Origin of the sequence: Mesorhizobium sp. M3A.F.Ca.ET.175.01.1.1 (genome assembly GCF_004791945.1) — a bacterium.
Taxonomy (GTDB): Bacteria; Pseudomonadota; Alphaproteobacteria; order Rhizobiales; family Rhizobiaceae; genus Mesorhizobium.
The window spans coordinates 87,331-111,158 of record NZ_SRTP01000005.1 but is presented as its reverse complement, the minus strand read 5'-3'; the positions used below and the strand labels follow the sequence as shown (position 1 = coordinate 111,158).

Genomic DNA, 23,828 nt, shown 5'->3' with positions numbered 1-23,828 from the left:
AAGCTCAGCCTCGTTGTTCATGCGCCGCCGCGGCGGCCGTGTCGCCGCCGCCGACGATGCGGCTGACGACTTCATTCATATTCGTCTTGGCGGTGACCAAATCAGCGTCCGCGCGGCCGTGGCGGAGCACGACGATGCGGTCCGTGACCGACAGCACGTCGTTCAGCCGGTGCGAGATCAGGATCACAGCGATGCCTTCCGACTTCAGTCGGCGGATCAGGTCGAGCACGCTCTGCACTTCGCGCACGGCAAGCGCCGCCGTCGGCTCGTCCATGATGACGAGCTTCGGATTGAAAGTGAGAGCACGGGCGATCGCCACCGTCTGCTGCTGGCCGCCCGAGAACGAACCGACCGAGCGGTTGATCGAGGGCAGATGCGCCCCCAGCCGCGCGACCATCCGCGCTGCCTCGCGATCCATCGAGGCCTTGTCGACGAAGCCGGGGAAAAGGCCGAACAGCCGCTTCGTCGGCTCGCGGCCGAGAAAGATGTTGGAGGCGACGTCCTGTTGTTTGGCGAGCGAAAGATCCTGATAGATCATCTCGATGCCAAGTCGCCGCCGCTGACCGGGATCGAGCGCAAGGATGTCCTTGCCGTCGAACTCGATCGATCCGGTGTCGGCGCGGTAGATGCCGGTGATGGTCTTCATCAGCGTCGATTTGCCGGCGCCATTGTCGCCGACCAGCCCGACCACTTCGCCGGCCGCGACCGCCAGGTCGACGCCGTGCAGCACATCGACCGCGCCGAAGCTCTTCCGAATGCCGTGGAGCGAGAGAAGGGTCATACGCGCGACTCCTTCCTGACCTGATACTGGTCGATGAAGACGGCGAGGATCAGCACCGCGCCGATCGCCATCTGTTGGTAATAGGACTGCACCGCAAGCAGCGTCAGCCCGTTCTGCAGCACCCCCATGATCAGCGCGCCGATCATCGTGCCGAGGATCGAGGCGCGGCCGCCGAACAGGTTGGTGCCGCCGATGATCGCGGCGGTGATCGCGGTAAGCTCATAGTTGATGCCGGCGGTCGGGTCGCCGGCGTTGACCCGGGCGGTGAAGAGCAGGCCGGCAAGACCGGCGAGCGCGCCGGACAGCGTGTAGATGATGCGGCGGTGATGTTCGACCCGGATGCCGGCAGCGCGCGCCGCACCCTCGCTGTCGCCAAGCGCCAGCGTGTGCCGGCCGAAGCGCGTATAGGCGAGCACCGCGTGCGCGACGATCGCGGTGAGCACGAAGATGATCACCGGCATCGGAATGCCAAAGGGCCTCCCTTGCCCGATATAGACGATCTCGGGCGGCAAGCCATAGATCGCCCTGCCCTGCGAGATGACGAGCGCCAACCCGCGCGCCAGGCCGAGCATTCCGAGCGTGACGATGAAGGCCGGCACAAAGGCGCGGGTGACGAGTTGTCCGTTGATGTAGCCGGCGATGCCGCCTGCAAGGATGCAGACAATCACCAAGAAGACTGACGGCCAGCCGAGATTGACGACGACGAAGGCTCCCATCACGCCGGCGAGCCCCATCACCGAGCCGAGCGATAGATCGAGCCCGCCCGAGCCGATGACGAAGGTGGCGGCGATTGCCAGAACCCCAATCGTCGAGGTCGCCAAAAGGATGTTGAGGAAATTGCTGAGCGACAGGAAGAAAGGCGACAGCAAAGCCATCGCCGCGCTCAACCCCAGCAGCACCAGCAGCGACTCCAGCCTGATGTGGAGCCGTTCGACGGATGTGCGCTGCACCCGAGCCCAGAAACCGGGCTGCGCCGTTTCGGAAGACATGTGTTTCACCCTTCGGGTAGGGGAATAGGGGAGTAGGTCAGTAGGGGAGTAGGGAAATGCGGTAGCTCGGGACCCAATCGGAGAAGCGCAAACTATCGCCCCACCTACTCCCCTATTCCCTTACTCCCTTACTCCCTTACTCCCTCTCTTCCTCACTTCACATACTGCAGCATCGGCTCCTTGCCGGCGTCGATCAGGTCCTTGGTCAGCACCAGGGTTGGCACGGCGACGCTCTCCTCGACCTTCTCGCCGGCCAGTGCCTTCTTGACGTTCTCGACCGCCTGCTTGCCGACCAGATAGGGAAGCTGCGCAACGGAGGCGTTGAGGCGGCCTTCCTTGATCGACTTCACCGCATCGACATTGCCGTCGACGCCGATGATCGTCACTTGCTCACCCTTGCCACCAGCATAGATCGACTCCACGGCGCCCAGCGCCATGGTGTCATTGGCGCAGAAAATGGCAACGAGATCGGGATGCGCCGTCAGCGTGTCGGTGGCGATCGAGGCCGACTTGTTGCGATCCCAATCACCCGGCAGCGAAGCGACGATCTGCAACCCGGGCGCCAGCTCCTTGAGCTTGTCGGCAAAGCCCTTGGCGCGCTTCTCGCCGGTGATGTTGCCCGACAGGCCTTCGATCACCAGCACCGGACCCTTGGCATCCTTGCCGAGCTTGGAGACGAGGTATTCGGCCCCTTGCGCGCCCGCAGCCACATTGTCGGAACCGATATGGAAGGTGACCTTGACGCCTTCCTTGTCGAGGACCGCCTGGTCGAGATTGTTGTCGAGGTCGACGATCTTGATGCCGGCGTCCTGCGCCGACTTCAGGCAAGGCAGGAGGTTGGTCGAGTTGATGGCAGCCGTGATCATCGCCACCGGCTTGCGTTCCAGCATGGTGTTGCAGAGGTTGAGCTGCGGCTCGGCCGCCTGGTCGCTTTCGGCCGCCTGCTGGAAGTATTTCACGCCGGCTTCCTTGGCGCCGTCGGCCACGCCCTGGGCCATAGCGCCCCAGAACGGATTGGCGAGCGTCTTCATCAGCACGCCATATTCGCCGTCCTCGGCCTTCGCAGCACCGATGGCCGACATTGCCAAAGCGACGCCAAAGGCAAGCGTAAATCGATTTATCTTAGGCATGAATGCTGTCATGTTTTCCTCCCTGTTGATGTCACGCGCCGCAAGCCAGAGCCAGGTGCGGCGCCACTCAGTTGTCGACAATGGGGCTATTGTCGGTCACCTCCCCCGAATGCGGGCCGCTGCCTGGCGAGCCAACGGATTCCCGCATCAACACCTTGCAGGGTTCGAGCCGCGCCCTTGGTGGGCCGCCCTGCCCTTCGATCCTGCGAAACAGAACCTCCATCGCATTGCTGGCGATCTCGTGCACCGGCTGCACCACGGCTGCAATTGCCGGCCATGTCACCTGCATCCATTCGGCGTCGTCGAAGCCGACCAGCGAAATGTCGTCCGGGCAGTGCCAGCCGCGCCGCCGAAATTCGGAGAGCGCCACCAGCGTGCCCTTGAGGAACAGCGAATAGACCGCGGTCGGCCGCTCGCCCTTGTCGACGCCCTTTGTGAAATAGTCGCGCAGCAGCGCCCGCAGCGGCTCGACCTCGCTTTCGGAAACCACCACGTCGATACGAATGTCCGGCGCCAGTTGCAGCGCCGTGCTGCGAAATCCTTCAAGACGAGCGCGCACCGTCGCCGCCTGCTGGCCAAGACCGACGACCAGGATGTGGCGGTGCCCTTTGCCGACAAGCGCGCGCGCCACCTCCGCGCTTGCCGCTGCGCTGTCGGCCGAGACGGTATCGAAGGCATCGTCGGCAAGCACGCGGTCGATGAGCACGCCGGTCATGCCGTTCGCCTTCATGAAGTCGGCCGCCGGTCCATGCTCGTTGCGCACCGGCGCCAGCACGACGCCGGCGACACGCCAGTCGTGCATGCGGGCCAGAATCTCCTTCTCGCGCGCTTCCGATTCGCGGCTGGAGGCGGCGACCAGCGTGTAGCCGCGCTGCTCCGCCAGGCTTTCCAATTGAGTGACCATCTGGCCGAAGAATTCGCTCTCGAACTCGGGCATGATGGCGCCGATGATGCGGCGCTTGGCCCGCCGCATGTCGGAGGCGAGCGGATCGACTCGGTAGCCGAGCAGTTCGACGGCATCGAAAACGCGTTGCGCGTTTTCCGGCTTCACCGTGGTGACGCCGGCCAGGACCTTGGAGACGGTGGCCGCGGACACGCCGGCATGGCTGGCCACGTCGTGGATCGACGGCCGCCGCTGCTGGGCCTCCTGTTGCGACATTTGATCTCCTCCCGCGGCGGGCGGCCACTCCAACCTTTGCCTAATCTAATCGATAAATCGATTTTTTGGTATTGTAAATCGTTTCATCAGGAGTAAAACACCGATAAGATGATCCAATCGCGCCGGGAGGATGAACCATGCCCGACAAGGCCTTGCCGCTGGTGATCAGCGCGCCCGAACCGCGCACACTCGACCTCATCTTCACACCCCCGCAGCTCGCGCTTTTCCGCAGGAAATATCGCATCGTCGAAACAACGCCAGAAGGCCTGTCCGAGTTGCCGACGGATATACTGGCCGAGGCACGCTATATCGTCGGTCAGCCACCCATCGCGCCGGAGACTCTGGAGAAGTTGCAGGCGCTGCGCTGCATCTTCAACGTCGAGACCAATCTCGTCAACAACATGCCTTATGAGACGCTGTTTGCCCGCGGCATCCACGTCGTGACCACCGGCCTTGTCTTCGCCGAGCCGGTGGCGGAGCTCGGTCTTGCCATGGCGCTCAACCTGGCGCGCGGCATCGTCGATGCCGATCTCGCCTTCCGGCAGGGCAAGGAACTGTGGGGCGGCGACGGCAACCAGACCGCCCGGCTGCTCTCCGGCGCCGAGGTGGGCATCATCGGCTTCGGCGACCTCGGCCGGGCGCTCAATCGGCTGCTCTCCGGTTTTCGCACACGAACCAGGGTCTACGATCCATGGCTGCCGCCATCGGTGCTCGTCGAGCATGGCGTCGAGCCGGCCAAGCTCGACAAGGTTCTCTCGGAAAGCGATTTCGTCTTCGTCGTCGCCTCCGTGACCAGCGAGAACCAGGGCTTCCTTGGAGCCGACGCCTTCGCGAAGATGCGGAAAGGGGCAGCCTTCATCCTGCTCAGCCGCGCCGGCGTCGTCGATTTTCCGGCACTGATGGCAGCGGTGAAGAGTGGCCATATCGTTGCCGCCAGCGACGTTTTTCCAGAGGAGCCCCTGGCCAAGAAACATCCGGTGCGCACCCTGCCCGGCTTCCTGCGCTCGGCGCACCGCGCCGGCGCGCTCGATATTGCCTTCAAGCGCATGGGCGACATGGTGCTGGAGGATATGGACCTCCTTGACCGCGGGCTGCCGCCGATGCGCTCCAAGCGCGCCGAGCGCGAGACCGTTTCGCGAATGCGCTCCAAGCCGGTCGACAGGAATTGATGAAGAGCACTTCTCGGAAATTGCGCAGCGGTTTTCCGGATCGGCAATCGTATCGAAGCTGAACCGCCGCAGCCGCCCGAGCGGCGGTGACTTCGAAATGCAAGATAGCGTGTAGCCTACACGGCGCCTCGCCGAAGCGCATTGCGGGCGATTCGCCAGGCGGTTTCGACATGCCGCCGTGCCGCCGCTTCGGCCTCCTCCGGCTTGCGTGCGCGGATCGCGTCCATGATCGCGTTCATCTCGGCAATGGCCGGCTCGCGGCGATTGGGGGATGCGATGGTCATGGAGCGCAACTGATTGATGCGCATGTTGAGCCCGTTGACGATTTCCCAGGCCATGGGTTTGTCGGCGGCTTCGAACAAAACCTCATAGAATCTTGCCGTCGCGCGCATCACCTCGACCGGCGCACCCGATGCCCAGGCCTCGACCAGCTTTTCCAGCGCCGCATCGAGCAAGGCGATCTGCTCGCGCGTCGCCGCCGCCGCGCACGCCTTCGCGGCCAGCCCTTCGAGCAAGGCGCGCAATTCGTAGATCTCGTCGGTGCGGCCGAGATCTGGCTTGGCCACGGCAGGGCCATGGCCCGGGACCATTTGCACCAGGCCCTCGGCTTCGAGCTGCCGCAACACTTCGCGCACCACCGAACGGCTGACCCCAAGCTGGTCGCAAAGCGGCCGCTCGACCAGCCTTTCGCCGGGCTGGAAGTGGAAGTCCATGATCGCCTCGCGCATGCGCTCCAGCGCCAGTGTTCTCAGCGTCTTTGCCGAGCGATCGATCCGCAGCGTGTCCTCAGTCATTCTCTTCGGCCTCTTACGTCGCTCAACAGAACAGATTCCATGGCCCGTTGACAAGGTACGCGACGTTCCGTAGTATGGTATACCATAAGATGATGTCAAAATCGATGCGACCCGCGACGCGGTGATTATCGGAGGAACTTCAGTGAAGCCGGCCATCCGCAAGATCGTGACGTATGTCGAGAACACGCTGATCGAGGGCGGCAAGGCAGCGCCGCAGCCGCTGCGCCTGATCGGCGTCGCCGCTGTTCTCACCAATCCCTGGGCGGGTCGCGGTTTCACCGAGGATCTATCGCCGGAGGTCCGCGCCTTTGCCCCCGTGCTCGGTGAAACGCTGACGCATGAAATCATCGCCGTCGCGGGCTCGGGCGAAGCGATCGAAGGCTATGGCAAGGCTGCCATCTGCGGCACGTCGGGCGAAGTCGAGCATGCGTCGGCGCTGATCCACACGCTGCATTTCGGCAATCACTATCGGCGCGCCGTCGGGGCCAAGACCTATCTCGCCTTCACCAATCTGCGCGGCGGCCCGAACACGCCGATCATGATCCCGCTGATGGACAAGAACGACGAGGGCCGCCGCTCCCACTATCTCACGGTGCATTTCCAGATCGGCGACGCCCCCGCCCCCGACGAGCTGGTGGTTGCGCTCGGCGCGTCCATCGGCGGACGCCCGCACCACCGCATCGGCGACCGCTACCAGGACCTGAAGGAACTCGGGGATCTGCATGGCTGACGCCGCGATGATCCGGAGCACGGCTCCCGATGGCACCGGCTTTATCCGGGCCGGTTCCGGCGCGCCTGTCCTTCTCATCCACGGCGTCGGCATGGATGCTTCGATCTGGCAGCCGCAGATCGCCTCGATGCAGGACCGGTTCGACCTCATCGCCATCGACATGCTCGGCCATGGCGTCTCCCCCCTGCCCCCGGAAAATGCCGGTCTGTCCGACTTCGCCGAGCAGGCTATCCGGCTGCTCGATCGTCTCGGCCTCAAGCGCGTCGCGGTCATCGGCCACTCCATGGGCGCGCTGGTCGCGCAGGAGATCGCCCTTCGTTCCCCCTCGCGCGTCAGTTCACTCGTCTGCCTCAATGCCGTGTTCCGCCGACCGCCCGAACTCGCACAGGCGGTGCGAGATCGAGCGGCCGCGCTCGGCGGCCCCGGCGATCCGTCAGCCATAGCCGCGACGATCGCCCGCTGGTTCGGCAATCCTGTCCCGCCCGCTCTGGAAGACGCGGCCGCGACGGCCCGCGCAGCGCTCGAAAGCGTCGATGCGGAAGGCTATGCACGAACTTATCGGCTCTTTGCATGCGCCGACACGGCGCATGCCGATCACCTGGCCGCTCTTGCCGCGCCGGCTCTTTTCATGACCGGGTCCGAAGACCGCAACTCGACCCCCGCAATGTCTGCCGCGATGGCGCGGCTCGCGCCGGCGGGGCAATGCCTTGTGCTCAATGGCGAAAAACACATGATGACAATCGCTTCGCCGGCAAAAGTGACTCAGCACATCACTGCATTTCTTGACCAAGTGGCGGACGTTTCGACAAGCGTTGACGTCGGCCCCGTATTCGACGTCGTCGAGTTCCGGCGTGCGCTCGGCTCCTTCCTGACCGGCGTCACCATCGTGACAACCATCGACGAGGCTGGCGACCCGCGCGGCTTCACTGCCAACTCCTTCACCTCGGTCTCGCTCGAACCGCCGCTCGTGCTTGTCTGCATCGCCAAGAAGGCTCTCGGGCACCAGGCCTTCTCGACTTCCAGGGGCTTTGCCGTCAACATCCTGTCGGAGGCCCAGAAGTCTGCGTCCGGCATCTTCGCCTCAAAGGCCGCGGACAAATTCGCCTCCGTGGTTTGGCAGCCCGGACAAACCGGAAATCCTCTGATCGATGGGTCGGTCGCGGTGTTCGACTGCGGCATGGAAAAGTTGGTCGACGCCGGCGACCATTCGATCCTCATCGGCCGCGTCCAGGCTTTCACCCATAGTGGCGCCCAGCCTCTCGGCTATTGCCGGGGCGCCTATGTCGCGCCGGGGCTCAGCCAGGAGGCCCTTGCCGCCGCACCGCCCGGAACCGAGGTCGGCGCCATCCTGGAAAGCGAAGGCCGCGTGCTGTTCTTCGAAACCGCCGACGGTTCTTATCAACTGCCGTCCGGACTTGGCCTTGGCACCGCCAGCGACGCTCGCAGCCTCAAGGGACGGCTCGCCGCCAAGGCCATCGATGCCGAACTCGGCTTTCTCTTCGCTGTATGGGACGATGCCAAGGACGCCGCCCGCACGCATGTCTATTATCGCGGCACGGTACAGGCTCCGCTCCCCGATGACGGCCAACTCCGCCTTGTCGATATCGAGCGGCTTGCCGATTTGAAGATCGCCGACCCGGCTGTCCGCTCGATGCTCGCCCGCTATGCGCGCGAACGCACCGAGGATCAGTTCGGCGTCTATATCGGCAACGAGGTCGAAGGCGAGGTCCGGCCGCTCGCCAAGCCAGCGCTGTCAGCGACAATCCATACCAGCCACGGGTGAGACCGATGAAGTTTTCGCTTTTTGTCCATATGGAGCGCTCGGACCTCGCCAAGCCGCATTCCGAGCTGCTGACGGAACTGGAAGAACTCGTCCTGCTCGCAGAACAGGCGGGCTTCGAAACAGCCTGGATCGGCGAGCATCACGGGATGGAGTTCACCATCTCGCCCAATCCGTTCATCAACATCGCCTATCTCGCCGCGAAAGCGAAAACCATCCGCCTCGGCACCGGAACCATCATCGCGCCCTTCTGGCACCCGATCAAACTTGCCGGCGAGGCGGCGATGACCGACGTCATCGCCGGTGGCAGGCTGGATCTGGGCATCGCGCGCGGCGCCTACAGCTATGAATACCAGCGCGTCTTCCCGGGGCTGGACGCCTGGGGCGCCGGTCAGCGCATGCGCGAAATGATACCGGCGATCCGCGGCCTCTGGGACGGCGACTACGAGCATTCCGGCGAGTTCTGGCAGTTCCCGCCAACCACATCCTCCCCCAAGCCCTTGCAAAAGCCCTACCCGCCGATCTGGGTCGCCGCCCGGGACCCGAATTCGCATGACTTTGCCGTCGCCAACCAATGCAATGTGCAGGTCACGCCGCTTGCCTCCGGCGACGGCGAGGTGGCGAGCCTCATGGATCGCTTCAACACTGCCTGCGCCGCCCATCCGCAGATCGCACGGCCGGAGATCATGCTCTTGATGCACACTTTCGTCGCCGAGGATGCGGCCGATGCCGACCGGCTTAGCCACGACCTGTCGACCTTCTATTGCCAGTTCGGCGCCTGGTTCCAGAACAAGAAGCCGGTGCATCAAGGCATATTGGCGCCGCTCACTGCCGATGAGACTGCGGCCATGCCGCAATATGCCCCGGACAAGATGCACCAGAACCTGGTCATCGGCGAAGCCGTCGAGGTGATCGCCAGGCTCAAGACCTATGAGGCGCAGGGCTACGACCAGTATTCGATCTGGATCGACAGCGGCCTCTCGCATCAGCGCAAGAAGAAATCGCTGCAGCTCTTCATCGACAGGGTGATGCCGGCCTTCCGGACGGCTGAAGCGAGGTCGCCATGAGCAGCACCGCCTTCAGGAACTACATAGACGGCCAGTTCGCCGAAGCGTCCTCCACCTTCGACAGCATCGATCCCTCAACGGGCATGCCCTGGGCGACGATGCCGGCCGCGACCATTGCCGATGTCGACCGCGCTGTGGAGGCCGCGCACCGGGCGTTGCGCTCCGGTCCCTGGGCGGCGATGACGGCGACCGCGCGCGGCAAGCTTTTGGTCAGGCTCGGCGATCTCGTCGCCGCCAATGCCGGCCGGCTGGCCGAGTTGGAGACACGCGACACCGGCAAGATCATCCACGAGACGCGCGCGCAGATCGCCTATGTCGGCGACTACTACCGCTACTATGGCGGGCTGGCCGACAAGCACGAAGGCGCCTTCATCCCGATCGACAAGGCCGACATGGAGGTCACCGTGCGGCCCGAGCCGATAGGCGTTGTCGCGGCGATCGTGCCCTGGAACTCACAGCTCTTCCTGTCTGCGGTCAAGCTCGGCCCGGCGCTGGCTGCCGGCTGCACCGTCGTCCTCAAGGCTTCCGAGGATGGCCCGGCGCCCCTCCTCGCCTTCGCCGAGCTCGTGCACGAAGCTGGATTTCCGGCCGGAAGCGTCAACATCCTGACCGGCTTCGGGCATGATTGCGGGCATCGCCTGACCAGCCATCCGCTGGTCGCCCGCGTCGCCTTCACCGGCGGCCCCGCGACTGCCAGGCGCATTGTCGCCAACACGGCCGAGAACCTCGCCTACACGACGCTCGAGCTCGGCGGCAAGAGCCCGGTCGTCGTCTTCGCCGACGCCGATCTCGACAGTGCCGCCAACGCTGTCGTGGCCGGCATCTTCGCGGCAACGGGGCAGAGCTGCGTCGCCGGCTCGCGGCTTCTTGTCGAGCGCTCGGCAAAGGACGACTTCCTTGCGCGACTGAAACAGAAGGCCGAAGCCATCGCCATCGGCGACCCGCAGGATCCCGCCACCGAGATGGGGCCGCTCGCCACCTCGCGCCAACGCGAACGTATCGAAGCGATCGTCGCGCAAAGCGTGGCCGGTGGCGGCCGGCTGGTCACCGGCGGCGGCCGGCCCGAGGGCAACTCTGTTGGCTTCTACTACGCGCCAACGATCGTCGAGGCGCCGGATCAGGCACTCGCCTGCGTGCGCGAGGAGTTGTTCGGCCCGGTGCTCAGCGTGCTCGCCTTCGACACCGAGGCGCAAGCGCTGGCGCTCGCCAACGACACGCCCTTCGGGCTCGCTTCCGGCGTCTTCACCAGCAATCTCGCCAAGGCGCATCGCGTGGCGCGCGGCATCCATGCCGGCGTGGTCTGGGTCAACACCTACCGCGCCGTGTCGCCCCTGGTCCCGTTCGGCGGCTACGGCCTTTCAGGGCTTGGCCGCGAAGGCGGCCTCGATGCCATCCGCGATTACACGCGCTCGAAGTCGGTGTGGATCCGCACCTCCGACGATCCGATCCCCGATCCCTTCGTCATGCGCTGAGGCGCCAAGGCGACGGTGCACTGAAGAACAACAAACGGAACAGACCAATCAGAGGAGAATGACATGAAGCTGATTTTCGCCGGCATCCTTGCCGGGCTGATGGCGACCACGGCCGCAAAGGCCGACGAAATGGTGTTCACCAGCTGGGGCGGAACGACCCAGGAAGCCCAGACGAAGTCCTGGGCAGAACCCTTCGCGGCCTCGTCCGGCATCAAGGTTCTGCAGGACGGTCCGACCGACTACGGCAAGCTGAAGGCCATGGTCGACGCCAAGAACGTGACCTGGGACGTCGTCGACGTCGAGATGGACTTCGCCATCAAGGCGGCCAAGGACGGCCTGCTCGAGCCGATCGACTTCGCCGTCGTGCCCAAGGCCGACCTCGACCCCCGCTTCAGCAACGAGCATGCCGTCGGCAGCTTCTACTATTCCTTCGTTTTGGCCTGGAACAAGGGCGCCGTTTCCGGTGAGCCGGCAAGCTGGGCCGACATGTTCGACACCAAGAAGTTCCCCGGCAAGCGCACCTTCTACAAATGGTCGGCGCCGGGCGTGATCGAGATCGCGCTGCTCGCCGACGGCGTGCCGGCCGACAAGCTCTATCCGCTTGACCTTGAGCGCGCCTTCAAGAAGCTCGATACCATCAAGTCGGACATCGTCTGGTGGGGCGGTGGCGCCGAATCGCAGCAATTGATCGCCTCCGGCGAAGCCGCCTTCGGCCAGCTCTGGAACGGTCGCGTCTTCGCGCTGGAGAAGGAGGGCGCCGATGTCGGCGTCTCTTGGAACCAGAACCTGACCGCCGCGGACGTTCTCGTGGTGCCGAAGGGCGCCAAGAACAAGGACGCTGCCATGAAGTTCCTCGCCGCAGCGGCCAGCCCGACCGGCCAGGCGAAATTCGCCGAGGCGAGCGGCTACGCGCCGATCAACACCAAGGCCAAGGCCGAGATGCCCGCCGACGTGGTCAAGGGTCTGCCCGACGCCCATGTCGACGGCCAGATCAACCTCGACATGAACTACTGGGCCGAGCATCGCGACGAGATCGCCACGCGCTGGTACGCATGGCAGGCGAAGTGACGTCCGCGCATTTCTGACAAGGATCGGGACGGCGCCGTCCCGATCCCCAACTCGGGATAGCGCCCACAACTTGGGAATACCGACATGTCGGTGGAAGCACGGCAAGGCATCGCGATCACGCGAGTACCGGCGGGCCTCGGCGGCCTGGTGCCGGCGCTGGCCCTGATCGGCCTGTTCTTCGTCGTCCCAGTTCTGGCGCTGCTGCTGCGCAGCGTCACCGATCCCGCGCCCGGCCTGCAGAATTATGCGGCGCTGCTGGGCGACGGCACTTACGCACGGGTGTTCTTCAACACCTTCCTGGTCGCCTTGGTCGTCACGATCGTCACGGTGCTCGTCGCGTTTCCGGTCGCCTGGATGCTGGCGATCATGCCGCCGGCGCTCGCCTCGATCCTGTTCGGCATCATCATCCTGTCGATGTGGACCAACCTGTTGACGCGAACCTATGCCTGGATGGTGCTGCTGCAGCGCACCGGCGTCATCAACCGGGCGCTGATGGCCGTGGGCATCATCGACCAGCCGCTGCCGCTCATCAACAATCTCACTGGCGTCACCATCGGCATGGTCTACATCATGCTGCCCTTCATGATCCTGCCGCTGGTCGGCAGCTTGCGGGCGATCGACCCGATGACGCTGCGCGCGGCCGCGCTTTGCGGCGCGAGCCCGCTCGCCGCCTTCCGGCGCATCCTGCTGCCGCTCTCGCTTCCCGGCATCGCCGCCGGCGGCCTGATGGTGTTCGTCATGTCGCTCGGCTACTTCGTCACGCCGGCGCTGCTCGGCGGCACCTCGAATATGATGCTCGCCGAAATGATCGCGCAGATGATCCAGTCTCTGCTCAACTGGGGGCTGGGCAGCGCCGCCGCTTTCATCCTGCTCATCGTCACCATGGCGCTCTATGCGCTGCAATTGCGCCTCGTTGGCGCCAAGCGCACGGCGGGAGGCGTCTGAAATGCTGCTCGACTATGACCGCCTCGGCTGGCTGAAACCTGCACTGCTCGCCTTCACCATGCTGGTCGCGGCCTTCCTGCTGCTGCCCGTGATCTTCATCGTGCTGCTTTCCTTCGGCTCGTCGCGGTGGCTGGCCTTTCCGCCGCCCGGCTGGACGCTGAAATGGTATCAGGAGCTGTTCGCCGATCCGTCTTGGATCGAGGCGGCGCTCACCAGCGCCCGTATCGCGGCGATGACGGCGGTGCTCGCGGTGGGCATCGGGATGCTCGCTTCTTTCGCGCTGGTTCGCGGCAATTTCGGTGGGCGCGAGATCCTGCGCGGTCTGCTGCTGACGCCGATGGTGCTGCCGGTCGTCGTCTTCGCCATCGCCATCTACGCTTTCTTCCTGCGTCTGGGGCTCGGCGGAACCACGGTCGGATTCGTCATCGCCCACACCGTGCTTGCGCTTCCCTTCGCCATCATCCCGATCGCGACGGCGCTTGAAGGTTTCGACAAGTCGATAGAGGACGCGGCCATCGTCTGCGGTGCGAGCCCTATGCAGGCCAAGCTTAGGATCACTCTGCCGTCGATTCGCATCGGCATCTTCTCCGCTGCGATCTTTTCCTTCCTCGCCTCCTGGGACGAAGTGGTCGTGGCGATCTTCATGGCCAGCCCCACCTTGCAGACCTTGCCGGTCAAGATCTGGGGCAGCCTGAGGTCCGACCTCACACCCGTCATCGCCGCCGCCTCCAGCCTGCTGGTCGCTCTGACGCTCGCCCTGATGGTCGCGACGGCACTCTTGCGCCGGAAGCTGCAGACATGACCCAGCCCTTCCTCTCGATCCGCAAATTGCGCAAGGCATTCGGTGCCTTCACGGCCGTTCATGACGTGACGCTGGACATTCCGAAGGGCCAATTCCTGACCTTTCTCGGACCGTCGGGGTCGGGCAAGTCGACGACGCTCTATGCCATCGCCGGCTTCCAGGATCCGACCGCGGGCGACGTGCTGCTGCAAGGGAAGTCGCTGCTTTCAGTGCCCTCGCACAAGCGTAATATCGGCATGGTGTTTCAGCGCTACACCCTTTTCCCGCATCTGAGCGTCGCCGAGAACGTCGCCTTCCCGCTCCGCGTTCGCCGTCGGCCTGACGTCGAGGTCAAGCGCAAGGTGGCCGACATGCTCGCCCTGGTGCGTCTCGAAAGCTTCGCCCAGCGGCTGCCGGCCGCGCTCTCGGGCGGCCAGCAGCAGCGCGTCGCGCTCGCCCGCGCGCTGGCTTACGATCCGCCGATCCTGCTGATGGACGAGCCGCTCTCGGCGCTCGACAAGAAACTGCGCGAGGAGATCCAGGCCGAAATCCGCCGCATCCACCGCGAGACCGGCGTCACCATCCTTTACGTCACCCACGACCAGGAAGAAGCGTTGCATCTGTCGGACCGCATCGCGCTGTTCAAGGAGGGCCGCATCGAGCAGATCGGCACGGGCGAAGACCTCTATCTCAGGCCGGCCACCGATTTCGTCGCCGGCTTCATCGGCAATTCGAATTTTCTCGCCGCCGAGCATCTGGAAACCGTAGGCGGGGCCTCCACCATCCGCCTCGGCGACGGCTCGCTTGTCTCCGGCATCAACGCGAATGGCAGCTTCGAGCGGGGTCAGAAAACCAGACTGATGATCAGGCCGGAGGCGTTTCGTCTCGAACGCGATGTGAACAACGCCGAGCTTTCCGTCGAGATCGTCGATGTCGCCTTCTACGGCGAGCGTCGACGCATCGTCGCGCGCACGGACGCCGGACAGGAAATCGACATCAGGCCGACATCATCGGCCGCGACAACGCATGATGCATCGCCCGGCCGGCGGCAGGTGTTTTTCGATCCGGGCAGTGCCTTCCTGTTTCCCGCTTAGCAGCGCTATGCAACCAGACCGCTGCGGCCTGCCTGTTTGGCCGGATCGCCGAAATTGGCCTCGAGCCAAGCGATCGCACCTGTGACGTCCTCAAGAACGAAGCGTGCCGCCGTCTCGCCCTGCGGCTTCACCCGGATCGACACCCCGCCGGCGGCATTGACCGTGTCGAAGCCGTTTTCATCCGATGTGTCGTCGCCGAGGAAAACCGGGCGCCGGCCGGTGAAGGGATCGAGTTGCATGAAGCGCCGGATTGCCGCGCCCTTGGCCGCTTCGAGCGGCATCAGCTCGACGCCGGCATTGCCGGCAATGACGCGATATCCTTGCGGCAATCGGGCAAGCGCCGTCTCGACCAGTTCCGTCGCGCGAGCCAGGAGATGCGGCGCCGCCCTTGTATGGATAGCAAGCACCGGGCCCTTGCGCTCGACATAGACGGCCTTGCTCGCCAGTTCCAGTTCGATCTCGTCGGCAAGTGCGGCCATGTCCGCCGGCTCGTCGGCGGCCTCGATCTGCCCGTCCGGCGTCAGCCTGTGCTCCAGCCCGTAGAGGCCGGCGATGCGCAGTTTCAAGGGCTTGAAAAGGTGGTCGACGGCCGCAATCGAGCGGCCGGTGATGAAGGCGAGCGCACCGTCCAGCTGGCGCTCGATCGTTTGCAGAAGCAGACGAAGCTCTGCGCTGACGGACACACTATCCGGATGCGCGGCGTGCTCCAGCAAGGTCCCGTCGATATCAAGGAAGAGCGCCCACCGGCCTTCGGGAAGGGCCGGCGTCAGGTCTGTTTGAATATTCATCGGTAACCGGCTGCCTGTCTGCGTTCGAAGATGGAGACGACATTGTCGTCGTTGGGGTTCGCCAACCGGTCGGACAAGGCCGTGACCCGGTCGAGCTCGCTGCGCTTTCGCAGTCGTGCCGCGTCGAGCAGCATGCTGCCGGCCCAGCGATAGACATTGTTGTCGCGCACGATCTCGCGCATGCGCCGCATGCGCTCGCGCTGTTCGTCCGGCCCCATGGTCAGCGCCTGCAGCATAGTCTCGCTCATCGTCGCCGCGTCGTAAGGGTTGACGATGAGCGCCTCCAGCAGCTCGCGCGACGCACCGGCGAAGGTGCTGAGCAGAAGAACGCCCTGCTCGTCGTCGCGCGCCGAGACGAACTCCTTGGCCACCAGATTCATGCCGTCATGCAGGCTGGTCACCAGGCAGATATCGGCCGCGCGGTAGATTTCGTAGACACCCTTTTGGGAATGATGCTCGGCCACCATGACGACGGGGCGGTAGGTCTCGTTGCCATAGCGCTCGTTGAGTTCATCGGCGAGGCGCAGGCATTCCTCATACAACTGCTTGTAGGCCGGCAGTGTGCCGCGGCTGGGCGCCGCGATCTGCAGGAACACCACCTTGCCGATCGTTTCCGGGTGTCGGATGAACAGCTCTTCCAGCGCATGGAAGCGGTCGAGGATGCCCTTGGTATAGTCGAGACGCTCGACCCCGACGCAGAGCTTGGCATCGGCCGGAATGCCGAACCGCTCGCGGACGTGCTCTCGGGACTCCTCGACCGACGGCAGGTTTTTCAGTAGCGCGACAGGCCATTCGATCGAGATCGGATAGGCATGCACCAGCGTCGTCTGGCCGCCATAGGACACGGCGGCATCGGCGCGTTCGATCCGGCTCTCCATGAAGCGGTCGACGCTCTCGGTGAAGTTGTTGGCGTGGAACTGGGTGTGGAAGCCGATGATCGAACTGCCCAGCAGCCCGTCGAGAATACGCTCGCGCCACGGGCAGATGCTGAAGACTTCCGAATTCGGCCAGGGAATGTGCCAGAAGGTGATGACGATCGCCTCCGGCAGGCGCTCGCGGATCATGCGCGGCAACAGTGCGAAGTGATAGTCCTGGACCAGCACGATCGGCCGTTCGTTGGTCGCCTCGGCCACCACCGTGTCGGCAAATTTCCGATTGACGGCTTCATATGCTTCCCAATCGGAGGCGCGGAAGATCGGGCGGGTGAAGGCGATATGGCACAGCGGCCACAAGCCTTCATTGGCAAAGCCGAGGTAATAGCCCTGATATTGGTCGTCCGTCAGCCAGACCCGGCGCAGCGTGTAGGAAGGATCGTCCGGCGGCACCTGCACGCGATCGTGCCTGTCGACGACGACATGGTCGGCGCTGCCGCCGCCATAGGCGATCCAGGTGCCGGCACAGGCGCGCGTGATCGGCTCGAGCGCGGAGACCAGTCCGCTCGCCGGAACCACCAGTTCCACACCGCCATCGTTGTTCTCGTTGTGGATATAAGGCTCGCGGTTGGAGACGACGATCACCTGCGCGTCCGGCAAGTCCTCTGCGAGGATCTTGCGCAGCGTTTCCGGTGACCAGGTAACGAGTGCTGCGTCGACGGACTGGCCGTTCTTCTCGAATTCGCGCAACACCTTGCGCGCGGCTTCCGAAGCGACATCGTCACCCGAGGCAAGTATGGTCGCCGCCTTTGAATGCTGACGATGGTGCCTGGATATTGAAAGAAAGATCGCGAAAGCGGAGAGTCCGAGACTTGCAAGGATAAGGACCCACAAAAGGTCGACGCCATACTGTGTCATTGAAGTGCCAGGTTGCCTCCGGCTGTCCGCTCTTTGTTTTCGTTTTTGCCGGCTACCGGGAGACCGGTCTAAGTTGGCAAACGCACGGCACGGGTATCGGTTCCGACATTTTTCGATTGCCGGATGTGCCTTGGGAAGTCTTGTTCTAGGTTCTTACGATGAGCGGCACCTGGCCCTCATGGCGGTCGGACAGGAAAGCAACCACGCGGTCGCCGACCCGCTGGAAGGTGAGATCCACCGCTTTGTCGCCGACGCTCAAATGCCGGAGCGTAAGCGTGTCGATGCCGATCGGCAGCCTCGGACGCGTGACCCGCAATTCGCCCTTCCAGCCGTCGATTTCCAGGCCGAGGCAGGCCTGCATCAGCATGAAGGCGGAGCCCGCCGACCACGCCTGCGGCAAACAGGCGACAGGATAGGCTATCGGCGCCTCGCCGGGCGCCCGGGTGAAGCCGCAGAACAGTTCCGGCAGCCTCATGTTGAAATGCACGGCCGACTCGAACGTGCCGCTCATCAGCCGCACCACGCTCTCGCGTTCGCCATAGCGGGCCAGGCCGACGCCGCAGAGCGCCGTGTCATGCGGCCAGATCGAGCCGTTGTGATACGACATCGGATTGAAGAAGATGGCGTCATCGGCGAGCGTCCTCAGTCCCCAGCCGGAATGGAAGGAGGCCGACAGCAATTGCTCGGCGACGGTCTTGGCGCGCTCCGGCTGCGGCAGGCCGACAAAGAGCAGATGCCCGGCATTGGAGGTCCGCACCTTGCAGGGCTCGCCATCGCCGTCGATGGCAAGAGCGTAGAAGTTGAGATCGTCCATCCAGAAGTCGCGCTCGACGGCCAGCCGCATCTCCTCGGCGCGGTTTTCCCAATGCTCGGCATCCGCAAACTCGCCGCGGCGGCGTGCGAGTGCCGCAAGCCCTCGGAAGGCGGCAAACACATAGCCTTGCACCTCGACCAGCGCGATCGGCCCCTTGGGGATGCGCCCGTCGGCATGGAAGACGGAATCGAAGCTGTCCTTCCAGCCCTGGTTGGCGAGACCGGACTCGGCGGCGCGCTGATAAGTGACGAAACCTGTGGCGCGGCTGGCCTCTTCCGTCCATTCGGCAGCCGCCTTGAGCGATCCCCAGAGCTTGTCGATGAAGGCCATGTCGCCGGTGCGGTCGGCATAGGCGGCGGCGAGATGGATGTAGAGAGGGGTGGTGTCGACGCCGCCATAGTAGCGGCCGAAAGGAAGCTCGCGCAGCGCCGCCATCTCGCCCTTGCGCGTCTCATGCATGATCTTGCCGGGTTGGGAGTCGCTGAAGGGCGACGTCTCGGTCGCCTGGTGCTCGGCCAGGAATGCCAGCACGCCGCGCGCCAGTCCGGGATTGAGCCAGAGCATCTGCAGGCTCGAGATCACGCCATCACGCCCGAAGGCTGTCGAGAACCAGGGAATGCCGGCGTAAGGATAAGGCCCGGTCGGGAGTTCGGTGGTGAGCAGCGCGACGTCGGCGCGGGCGCGCTCGACCCAGTCATTGAAGACGCGGCCGGAACTGCGGATGGTGGCGCCGTGCCGGCGCTTGGCGCGCATGCCGAAGCGGGCACGCGCGGCGGCGGCGCGGAAGCGGTCGCGGTTGGGAGCCTCGGAAGCTTCCGGCCCGACTTCGATATAAAGCAGCTTCTTGCTGCGCTTGGTCACCGCGATCAGGAAGTCAGCACGATTGTCCCCCAATTTGTCAGGCGCCTGCGAGAAGGAGATCGCCGACAGCCGCGGCAGTCCGTCAAGACCGTCATAGCCGAGCATGACGGACTCCTTCTCGGTCTTGGCGACATGCGCCGTGCCGCGCTTCGGCCGCGTCGACCCGCGCACCTCGAACATGTCGCGGAAATCGGCGGCGAAGTGCAGCGAGACCATGATGGTCGAATGCTCGCGGCTGTAGTTGGACAGCGTGATGCGCTCGAACAGCCTGTCCTGCCAGAGCAGCCTGACGCGTTCGATATGGATCGCGCCTTGCGGAATATCGCGCCCGGCGGCGCTCTGGATCGGCAGATTGGTCAGGTTGCTGGTGAACAGCACATTGTCCTGGCTGAGCGAGGCGCCGAGCAGCGACATCTGCCTGCCGCCGACGGTCAGCCGGAATTCGGAAAGCACACGGGTGTCATCGCGGAAGAAGCCGTCGCCGGCGCCCCTGATGTCGCCATAGGCGTCGGCGACCGCAAAACAATCACCCTGCTTGAGAGCGAACAGCCGGTGCGGCTCCCGTGGCGCCGTTTCGTCGAGTGAGGCAAGGGCCACAGCGGGATCGAGCTTTCGCTCGTCGAGCTCCATCATTTATCACCTCTTCGTGTTCCCGCCCGAAGCAGTGAAGGTCAGGAGGCTCTTGCCTCCTGGGCGCCGCTCAACCGCATATAGGCGGTGAGGTAGTCCCGCGCCATTCTGGTCGACGAAAACCGCTTTTCAAAGACCGCCCTCACCTGTCGCCGTTCGAGCCTTAAAAGGGAGGGAACCATCGCGACTGCGTCGTCCGCGGAGTCCACCACGAAGCCGGTCACGCTTTGATCGATGATCTCAGGCAGAGCCCCGCAATTCCAGGCGATCACCGGCGTGCCGCACGCCATCGCCTCGATCGCCGCAAGACCGAACGGCTCCGGCCAGTCGATCGGAAAGACGAGCCCGGCGGCATTGCCGAGAAATTCCGCCTTCTCATCTTCCGCGATCTCACCGACATAGTCGATCCGATCGCCGTCAATGAGCGCTTCGATCTCATCATGGAAATAGGCGCGGTCGTCGTCGCCGATCTTGGCCGCCAGCTTCAGCTTCAAGCCGGAACGCCGCGCGATCTCGATCGCCCGATCCGGCCGCTTGTCGCGCGAAAGACGGCCGAGAAAGGCCAGATACGGCTCTTCGGCTGGTGCGTCATAGTTGGGCTGGTAGGCGTCGATCGGGATGCCGTGATGGATCGTCGCGATCCAATTGGCCTCGGGCAATCCCCGCTTCTGGCTGTGCGAGATGGAGATCATCGGAAAGCGCGGGAAGCGTCGATAGGCCGGCGCGAGATCGACATAGTCGAGCCTGCCATGCGGTGTTGTCACCGTCCGTTCTGCAATGTGCTCGAAGAACGAGAAATGCTGAAAATGACTCAAGTGAAAGTGGATGACGTCGAACTCGCCGGCCCGCGCACGGACGTCCGAAAGCATGGCGAGATGCGCGGCGATCTCCGATTTCTTCGGTCTTGGATCGAGGCGTATGGCCTGATCGCGTCCCGGCACCAGGCGCGCCGACGTTTCGCTGTCGCCGCTCGCGAACAGCGTCACATCATGCCCGAGTTCCACCAGCGCTTCGGTGAGATACGAGACGATGCGCTCGGTGCCGCCATAAAGTCTCGGAGGAACGGATTCATAGAGCGGCGCGACATGGGCGATGCGCATTGCTTCCCTCAAACTGTTGATGGGAAGCAAAATGCGTCAGCCGCCATATCGTTCCTGCGCGATTGGCCGCAGTGCCGTAGAGCCGGATCGATGTTGGGTCGCGGGTCCATCTCAAAGGACCGGACCGACAATCCTCAACCCTCAAAGCTCTCAATTAAATCAACTTGATTTTCTTAAGTGGTATCATACACTTGCCTTGACTGGTACCTATCTCATGACGCTCAAGAAAGCCATCTCCGGCACCAATCTCGAACAGGCGAAGTCTCACAACAGGCGTGTCGTGATCGAAGCGATCCGTACCAACGGCGCTCTGTCTCGGGCGGCGATCGCGCGATTGACCGCGTTGTCGTCCCAGACCATCTCCAACATTGTCGAGGAGTTGGAGAAGGCCGAGCTGCTGCGGCCGGAAGCGACGCTGAGAGGTGCCCGCGGCCAGCCGGCTGTTCCCTATTCCATCAATCCAGATGGCGGCTATTCGATTGGGCTGCAACTCGACCATCAGCTCGCCGTCGGGGTCGTAACCGACCTCTCCGGCACGGTGCGCGGGCGCGTCGAGAAGAGCGTCGACCGTCCGACGCCGGCCGAAGCAATGCCGCTCCTGGCTGAGATCGCCCGCGAGCTGATCGACCTCACGCGCCTGGACCGGACGCGGCTACTGGGGATCGGCATGGCGATGCCCGGGCCGTTCGGCGTCGAAGGCATGACCTCGGTCGGTCCGACCGCCCTGCCCGGCTGGCACGACTTTCCGATGGCGGAAGAACTGGAACGGCTGACGGGCATTGCGGTGACTGTCGAAAACGATGCCACGGCGGCCGCCATTGGCGAACGGCTCTATGGCGTGGCGCGCAACCTCGACAGCTTCGTCTACCTGTTCCTTGGAACCGGGCTCGGCGCCGGCCTCTTTCTCGACGGCCATCTCTACAAGGGCAGCCGGCACAATGCCGGCGAGATCGGTCATATCATCGTCAAGCCGGACGGCCTGCCCTGCGGCTGCGGCAAGCGCGGCTGTCTCGAGCGCTACGTCTCCCTGCGCGCGGCTTACGAGAGACTGGATCTGCCCGATCCGGACCACGCATCGCCGGAAGTGCTCGAAGAGCTGCTGGCAAATGGCGACAGCCGGCTCGATGATTGGATCCAGGAAGCGGTCGATCCGCTGCGACAGGCGATCGACGTGGTCGAGATGGCGCTCGACCCGGAGACGGTGGTGCTGGGCGGCTTCATGCCGCTGCCGGTCATCGAGGCCCTCGTCAGCCGGCTCGAGCCACTGCATCTCTCGGTCAGCTCGACCAGCGCGCGGGTGACGCCGCGGGTGCTGGTCGGCGCCGCCGGCAAGGACACTTCCGTTCTCGGCGCCGCCGCGTTGCCGATCTTTTCGGAGACCAACCCGCAGTTCGACGTGCTGCAGAAGCCGGTCGGCTGATCAGCCATAAGAACGGCATCAACATTGTGGCGCGCTGAAGCGAGCAAGACTTGCGCTGGCTGGCCGATCGCCGGCGAGCCTCGGCCGTTTCATCGGTTCGGATGAACCTGCGGCAGGGCCGCATCGAGCGACCGCTCGAACGCGTCGACCACGGCATCGACCTGCGCCTCAGTGATGATCAGCGGCGGGCAGAAAGCGATGGCGTCGCCCATATTGCGCGAGATGACGCCGTTCTGCTGCAGCAAGCCGTTGACCAGCGCGCCGAGCGCGGCCGGCTTGCCCCACGGCGCCTTGCTCGCCCTTTCGGCGACCAGTTCGACAGCGGCTATGAGGCCAACGCCGCGCACTTCTCCGACCAGCGGATGCGCGGCGAGCTTGCGCAGCCGCGCCTGCAGATGCGCGCCGGCCTTGCGTGCATTGCCGACGAGGTCGCGTTCCTCGATCAGCTTGATGTTTTCCAGCGCCACGGCCGCGGCGACCGGATGGCCGCCGCCGGTGAAGCCGTGGCCGAAGGTGCCGATCCGGTCGCTCTCGTCGGCGATCGGATCGAACACCTTATCATTGATCAGCAGCGCCGAGATCGGCAGATAGGAGGAGGAAATCTGTTTCGACAGCACCATGATGTCGGGCTTGATGCCGAAGGTCGTCGAGCCGAACATCTCGCCGGTGCGGCCGAAGCCGCAGATCACCTCGTCGGCCACCAGCAGGATGCCGTATTTCGACAGCACCGCCTGGATCTTTTCCCAATAGCCGGCCGGCGGAACGATGACGCCGCCGGCGCCCATGATCGGCTCGCCGATAAAGGCGGCGATCGTGTCCGCCCCCTCTGCCAGGATCAGTTTCTCGAGGTCGTCGGCCAACCGGCTGGAGAATTGCTCCTCGCTTTCGCCGGGTTCGGCATCGCGCCAGTGATGCGGCGTCGACGTGTGCAGCACGTTGGCGATCGGCAGGTCGAAGGAAAGATGATTGTTCGGTAGGCCGGTCAGGCTGGCGGAGGCGATGGTGACGCCGTGATAGCCGCGCTTGCGGCTGATGATCTTCTTGCGCGCCGGCTGGCCGAGCGCGTTCGACCGGTACCAGATCATCTTGATCGCCGTGTCGTTGGCCTCGGAACCGGAATTGGTGAAATAGGCCTTGCTCATCGGCACCGGCGCCATCTGCACCAGCTTCTCTGCCAGGTCGATCAGCGGGACATGCGCCTTGGATCCGAAATCGTGATAGAAGGGCAGCTTCGACATCTGCCGGGTCGCTGCCTCGACCAGCCGCTTTTCCGAAAAGCCGAGGGCGACGCTCCACAGGCCCGCCATCGCCTCGATATAGCGGTTGCCGGCGATGTCCTCGACATAGATGCCGTCGCCCTTTTCGATGACGAGCGGACCCGCTTCCTGATGCTTGCGCGCATTGGTGTAGGCATGCAGATGATAGCGGATATCGCGGGCTTCAGGGGAATTCGGTCTGTCGTCCAT

Annotated in this window: 20 protein-coding genes; 10 read left to right on the top strand and 10 right to left on the bottom strand. The window is 64.3% G+C overall.

The features are described 5' to 3' along the window. Window positions 1-4 precede the first annotated feature (4 nt). The 4 genes from EN818_RS14260 to EN818_RS14245 form a co-directional block, all read right to left on the bottom strand. Entirely contained in the window at window positions 5-781 is a 777-nt protein-coding gene (locus tag EN818_RS14260; RefSeq protein WP_095808634.1) for an ATP-binding cassette domain-containing protein, read from the bottom strand. Next, window positions 778-1,770 (bottom strand): ABC transporter permease, encoded by a 993-nt coding sequence (locus tag EN818_RS14255; RefSeq protein WP_095808633.1) that lies wholly within the window; start codon window positions 1,768-1,770, stop codon window positions 778-780. Before EN818_RS14255 ends, EN818_RS14260 begins: the two co-directional genes overlap by 4 nt. Before the next feature lie 152 nt (window positions 1,771-1,922). Continuing rightward, the gene (locus EN818_RS14250) at window positions 1,923-2,912 is read right to left on the bottom strand and encodes a substrate-binding domain-containing protein (RefSeq protein WP_245420593.1); all 990 of its coding nucleotides are present in this window, start codon (window positions 2,910-2,912) and stop codon (window positions 1,923-1,925) included. Window positions 2,913-2,967: 55 nt separating this feature from the next. After that, on the bottom strand, window positions 2,968-4,059 hold the full coding sequence (locus tag EN818_RS14245) for a LacI family DNA-binding transcriptional regulator (protein WP_095808631.1): 1,092 nt from the start codon (window positions 4,057-4,059) through the stop codon (window positions 2,968-2,970). A 137-nt stretch (window positions 4,060-4,196) separates the two neighbouring features. Here EN818_RS14245 and EN818_RS14240 point away from each other — a divergent pair, with 137 nt between their 5' ends. After that, entirely contained in the window at window positions 4,197-5,228 is a 1,032-nt protein-coding gene (locus EN818_RS14240) for a hydroxyacid dehydrogenase (protein ID WP_095808630.1), read from the top strand. A gap of 116 nt (window positions 5,229-5,344) precedes the next feature. On the opposite strand, the gene EN818_RS14235 is transcribed toward EN818_RS14240, so the two are convergent. Next, window positions 5,345-6,022, bottom strand: a complete 678-nt coding sequence (locus EN818_RS14235) for a GntR family transcriptional regulator (protein ID WP_095808629.1) — start codon at window positions 6,020-6,022, stop codon at window positions 5,345-5,347. Between the two features lie 142 nt (window positions 6,023-6,164). On the opposite strand from EN818_RS14235, the gene EN818_RS14230 reads away from it, so the two are divergent. The 8 genes from EN818_RS14230 (at window position 6,165) to EN818_RS14195 (ending at window position 14,959) form a co-directional block, all read left to right on the top strand. Beyond that, window positions 6,165-6,752 carry an amino acid synthesis family protein gene (locus tag EN818_RS14230; protein ID WP_095808628.1) on the top strand — a complete coding sequence of 196 codons (588 nt, stop codon included), beginning with the start codon at window positions 6,165-6,167 and terminating at the stop codon, window positions 6,750-6,752. Continuing rightward, on the top strand, window positions 6,745-8,535 hold the full coding sequence (locus EN818_RS14225; protein ID WP_095808627.1) for an alpha/beta fold hydrolase: 1,791 nt from the start codon (window positions 6,745-6,747) through the stop codon (window positions 8,533-8,535). Before EN818_RS14230 ends, EN818_RS14225 begins: the two co-directional genes overlap by 8 nt. 5 nt (window positions 8,536-8,540) lie before the next feature. Next, window positions 8,541-9,599 (top strand): LLM class flavin-dependent oxidoreductase, encoded by a 1,059-nt coding sequence (locus tag EN818_RS14220; protein ID WP_095808626.1) that lies wholly within the window; start codon window positions 8,541-8,543, stop codon window positions 9,597-9,599. Further along, complete coding sequence (locus tag EN818_RS14215; protein ID WP_095808625.1) at window positions 9,596-11,071, top strand: aldehyde dehydrogenase; 1,476 nt, start codon at window positions 9,596-9,598, stop codon at window positions 11,069-11,071. The genes EN818_RS14220 and EN818_RS14215 overlap by 4 nt, the downstream gene beginning before the upstream one ends. A gap of 63 nt (window positions 11,072-11,134) precedes the next feature. Next, window positions 11,135-12,139 (top strand): ABC transporter substrate-binding protein, encoded by a 1,005-nt coding sequence (locus EN818_RS14210; RefSeq protein WP_095808624.1) that lies wholly within the window; start codon window positions 11,135-11,137, stop codon window positions 12,137-12,139. A gap of 84 nt (window positions 12,140-12,223) precedes the next feature. Continuing rightward, a complete protein-coding gene (locus tag EN818_RS14205; RefSeq protein ID WP_095808623.1) occupies window positions 12,224-13,084 on the top strand; it encodes an ABC transporter permease in 861 nt (286 codons plus the stop codon). Between the two features lies 1 nt (window position 13,085). Further along, window positions 13,086-13,886: an ABC transporter permease gene (locus EN818_RS14200; RefSeq protein WP_095808622.1), complete on the top strand. Its 801-nt coding sequence runs from the start codon at window positions 13,086-13,088 to the stop codon at window positions 13,884-13,886. Continuing rightward, the gene (locus tag EN818_RS14195; RefSeq protein ID WP_095808621.1) at window positions 13,883-14,959 is read left to right on the top strand and encodes an ABC transporter ATP-binding protein; all 1,077 of its coding nucleotides are present in this window, start codon (window positions 13,883-13,885) and stop codon (window positions 14,957-14,959) included. The genes EN818_RS14200 and EN818_RS14195 overlap by 4 nt, the downstream gene beginning before the upstream one ends. Window positions 14,960-14,964: 5 nt before the next feature. On the opposite strand, the gene otsB is transcribed toward EN818_RS14195, so the two are convergent. From otsB to EN818_RS14175, 4 genes are all read right to left on the bottom strand, one after another. Beyond that, window positions 14,965-15,747, bottom strand: a complete 783-nt coding sequence (otsB, locus tag EN818_RS14190; protein ID WP_095808620.1) for a trehalose-phosphatase — start codon at window positions 15,745-15,747, stop codon at window positions 14,965-14,967. Continuing rightward, window positions 15,744-17,537, bottom strand: coding sequence for a trehalose-6-phosphate synthase (locus EN818_RS14185; protein ID WP_095808619.1), 1,794 nt, complete (start codon window positions 17,535-17,537; stop codon window positions 15,744-15,746). Before EN818_RS14185 ends, otsB begins: the two co-directional genes overlap by 4 nt. 145 nt (window positions 17,538-17,682) lie before the next feature. Further along, on the bottom strand, window positions 17,683-19,845 hold the full coding sequence (locus EN818_RS14180) for an amylo-alpha-1,6-glucosidase (RefSeq protein WP_095808618.1): 2,163 nt from the start codon (window positions 19,843-19,845) through the stop codon (window positions 17,683-17,685). Between the two features lie 38 nt (window positions 19,846-19,883). Next, a complete protein-coding gene (locus tag EN818_RS14175) occupies window positions 19,884-20,942 on the bottom strand; it encodes a glycosyltransferase family 4 protein (RefSeq protein ID WP_095808617.1) in 1,059 nt (352 codons plus the stop codon). A gap of 214 nt (window positions 20,943-21,156) precedes the next feature. Here EN818_RS14175 and EN818_RS14170 point away from each other — a divergent pair, with 214 nt between their 5' ends. Further along, window positions 21,157-22,362, top strand: coding sequence for an ROK family transcriptional regulator (locus EN818_RS14170; protein ID WP_095808616.1), 1,206 nt, complete (start codon window positions 21,157-21,159; stop codon window positions 22,360-22,362). An 89-nt stretch (window positions 22,363-22,451) separates the two neighbouring features. Here the strand turns inward: EN818_RS14170 and EN818_RS14165 are convergent, their stop codons facing one another. Continuing rightward, a complete protein-coding gene (locus EN818_RS14165) occupies window positions 22,452-23,828 on the bottom strand; it encodes an aspartate aminotransferase family protein (RefSeq protein ID WP_095808673.1) in 1,377 nt (458 codons plus the stop codon).

Bases quoted from the DNA above. Each gene is read 5' to 3' on its own strand.
- EN818_RS14250 (WP_245420593.1), bottom strand. From the start codon at position 2,912: ATGACAGCATTCATGCCTAAGATAAATCGATTTACGCTTGCCTTTGGC.
- EN818_RS14180 (WP_095808618.1), bottom strand. From the start codon at position 19,845: ATGATGGAGCTCGACGAGCGAAAGCTCGATCCCGCTGTGGCCCTTGCC.
- EN818_RS14225 (WP_095808627.1), top strand. From the start codon at position 6,745: ATGGCTGACGCCGCGATGATCCGGAGCACGGCTCCCGATGGCACCGGC.
- otsB (WP_095808620.1), bottom strand. From the start codon at position 15,747: ATGAATATTCAAACAGACCTGACGCCGGCCCTTCCCGAAGGCCGGTGG.
- EN818_RS14255 (WP_095808633.1), bottom strand. From the start codon at position 1,770: ATGTCTTCCGAAACGGCGCAGCCCGGTTTCTGGGCTCGGGTGCAGCGC.
- EN818_RS14175 (WP_095808617.1), bottom strand. From the start codon at position 20,942: ATGCGCATCGCCCATGTCGCGCCGCTCTATGAATCCGTTCCTCCGAGA.
- EN818_RS14235 (WP_095808629.1), bottom strand. From the start codon at position 6,022: ATGACTGAGGACACGCTGCGGATCGATCGCTCGGCAAAGACGCTGAGA.
- EN818_RS14260 (WP_095808634.1), bottom strand. From the start codon at position 781: ATGACCCTTCTCTCGCTCCACGGCATTCGGAAGAGCTTCGGCGCGGTC.
- EN818_RS14215 (WP_095808625.1), top strand. From the start codon at position 9,596: ATGAGCAGCACCGCCTTCAGGAACTACATAGACGGCCAGTTCGCCGAA.
- EN818_RS14220 (WP_095808626.1), top strand. From the start codon at position 8,541: ATGAAGTTTTCGCTTTTTGTCCATATGGAGCGCTCGGACCTCGCCAAG.
- EN818_RS14165 (WP_095808673.1), bottom strand. From the start codon at position 23,828: ATGGACGACAGACCGAATTCCCCTGAAGCCCGCGATATCCGCTATCAT.
- EN818_RS14200 (WP_095808622.1), top strand. From the start codon at position 13,086: ATGCTGCTCGACTATGACCGCCTCGGCTGGCTGAAACCTGCACTGCTC.
- EN818_RS14205 (WP_095808623.1), top strand. From the start codon at position 12,224: ATGTCGGTGGAAGCACGGCAAGGCATCGCGATCACGCGAGTACCGGCG.
- EN818_RS14195 (WP_095808621.1), top strand. From the start codon at position 13,883: ATGACCCAGCCCTTCCTCTCGATCCGCAAATTGCGCAAGGCATTCGGT.
- EN818_RS14210 (WP_095808624.1), top strand. From the start codon at position 11,135: ATGAAGCTGATTTTCGCCGGCATCCTTGCCGGGCTGATGGCGACCACG.
- EN818_RS14185 (WP_095808619.1), bottom strand. From the start codon at position 17,537: ATGACACAGTATGGCGTCGACCTTTTGTGGGTCCTTATCCTTGCAAGT.
- EN818_RS14245 (WP_095808631.1), bottom strand. From the start codon at position 4,059: ATGTCGCAACAGGAGGCCCAGCAGCGGCGGCCGTCGATCCACGACGTG.
- EN818_RS14170 (WP_095808616.1), top strand. From the start codon at position 21,157: ATGACGCTCAAGAAAGCCATCTCCGGCACCAATCTCGAACAGGCGAAG.
- EN818_RS14240 (WP_095808630.1), top strand. From the start codon at position 4,197: ATGCCCGACAAGGCCTTGCCGCTGGTGATCAGCGCGCCCGAACCGCGC.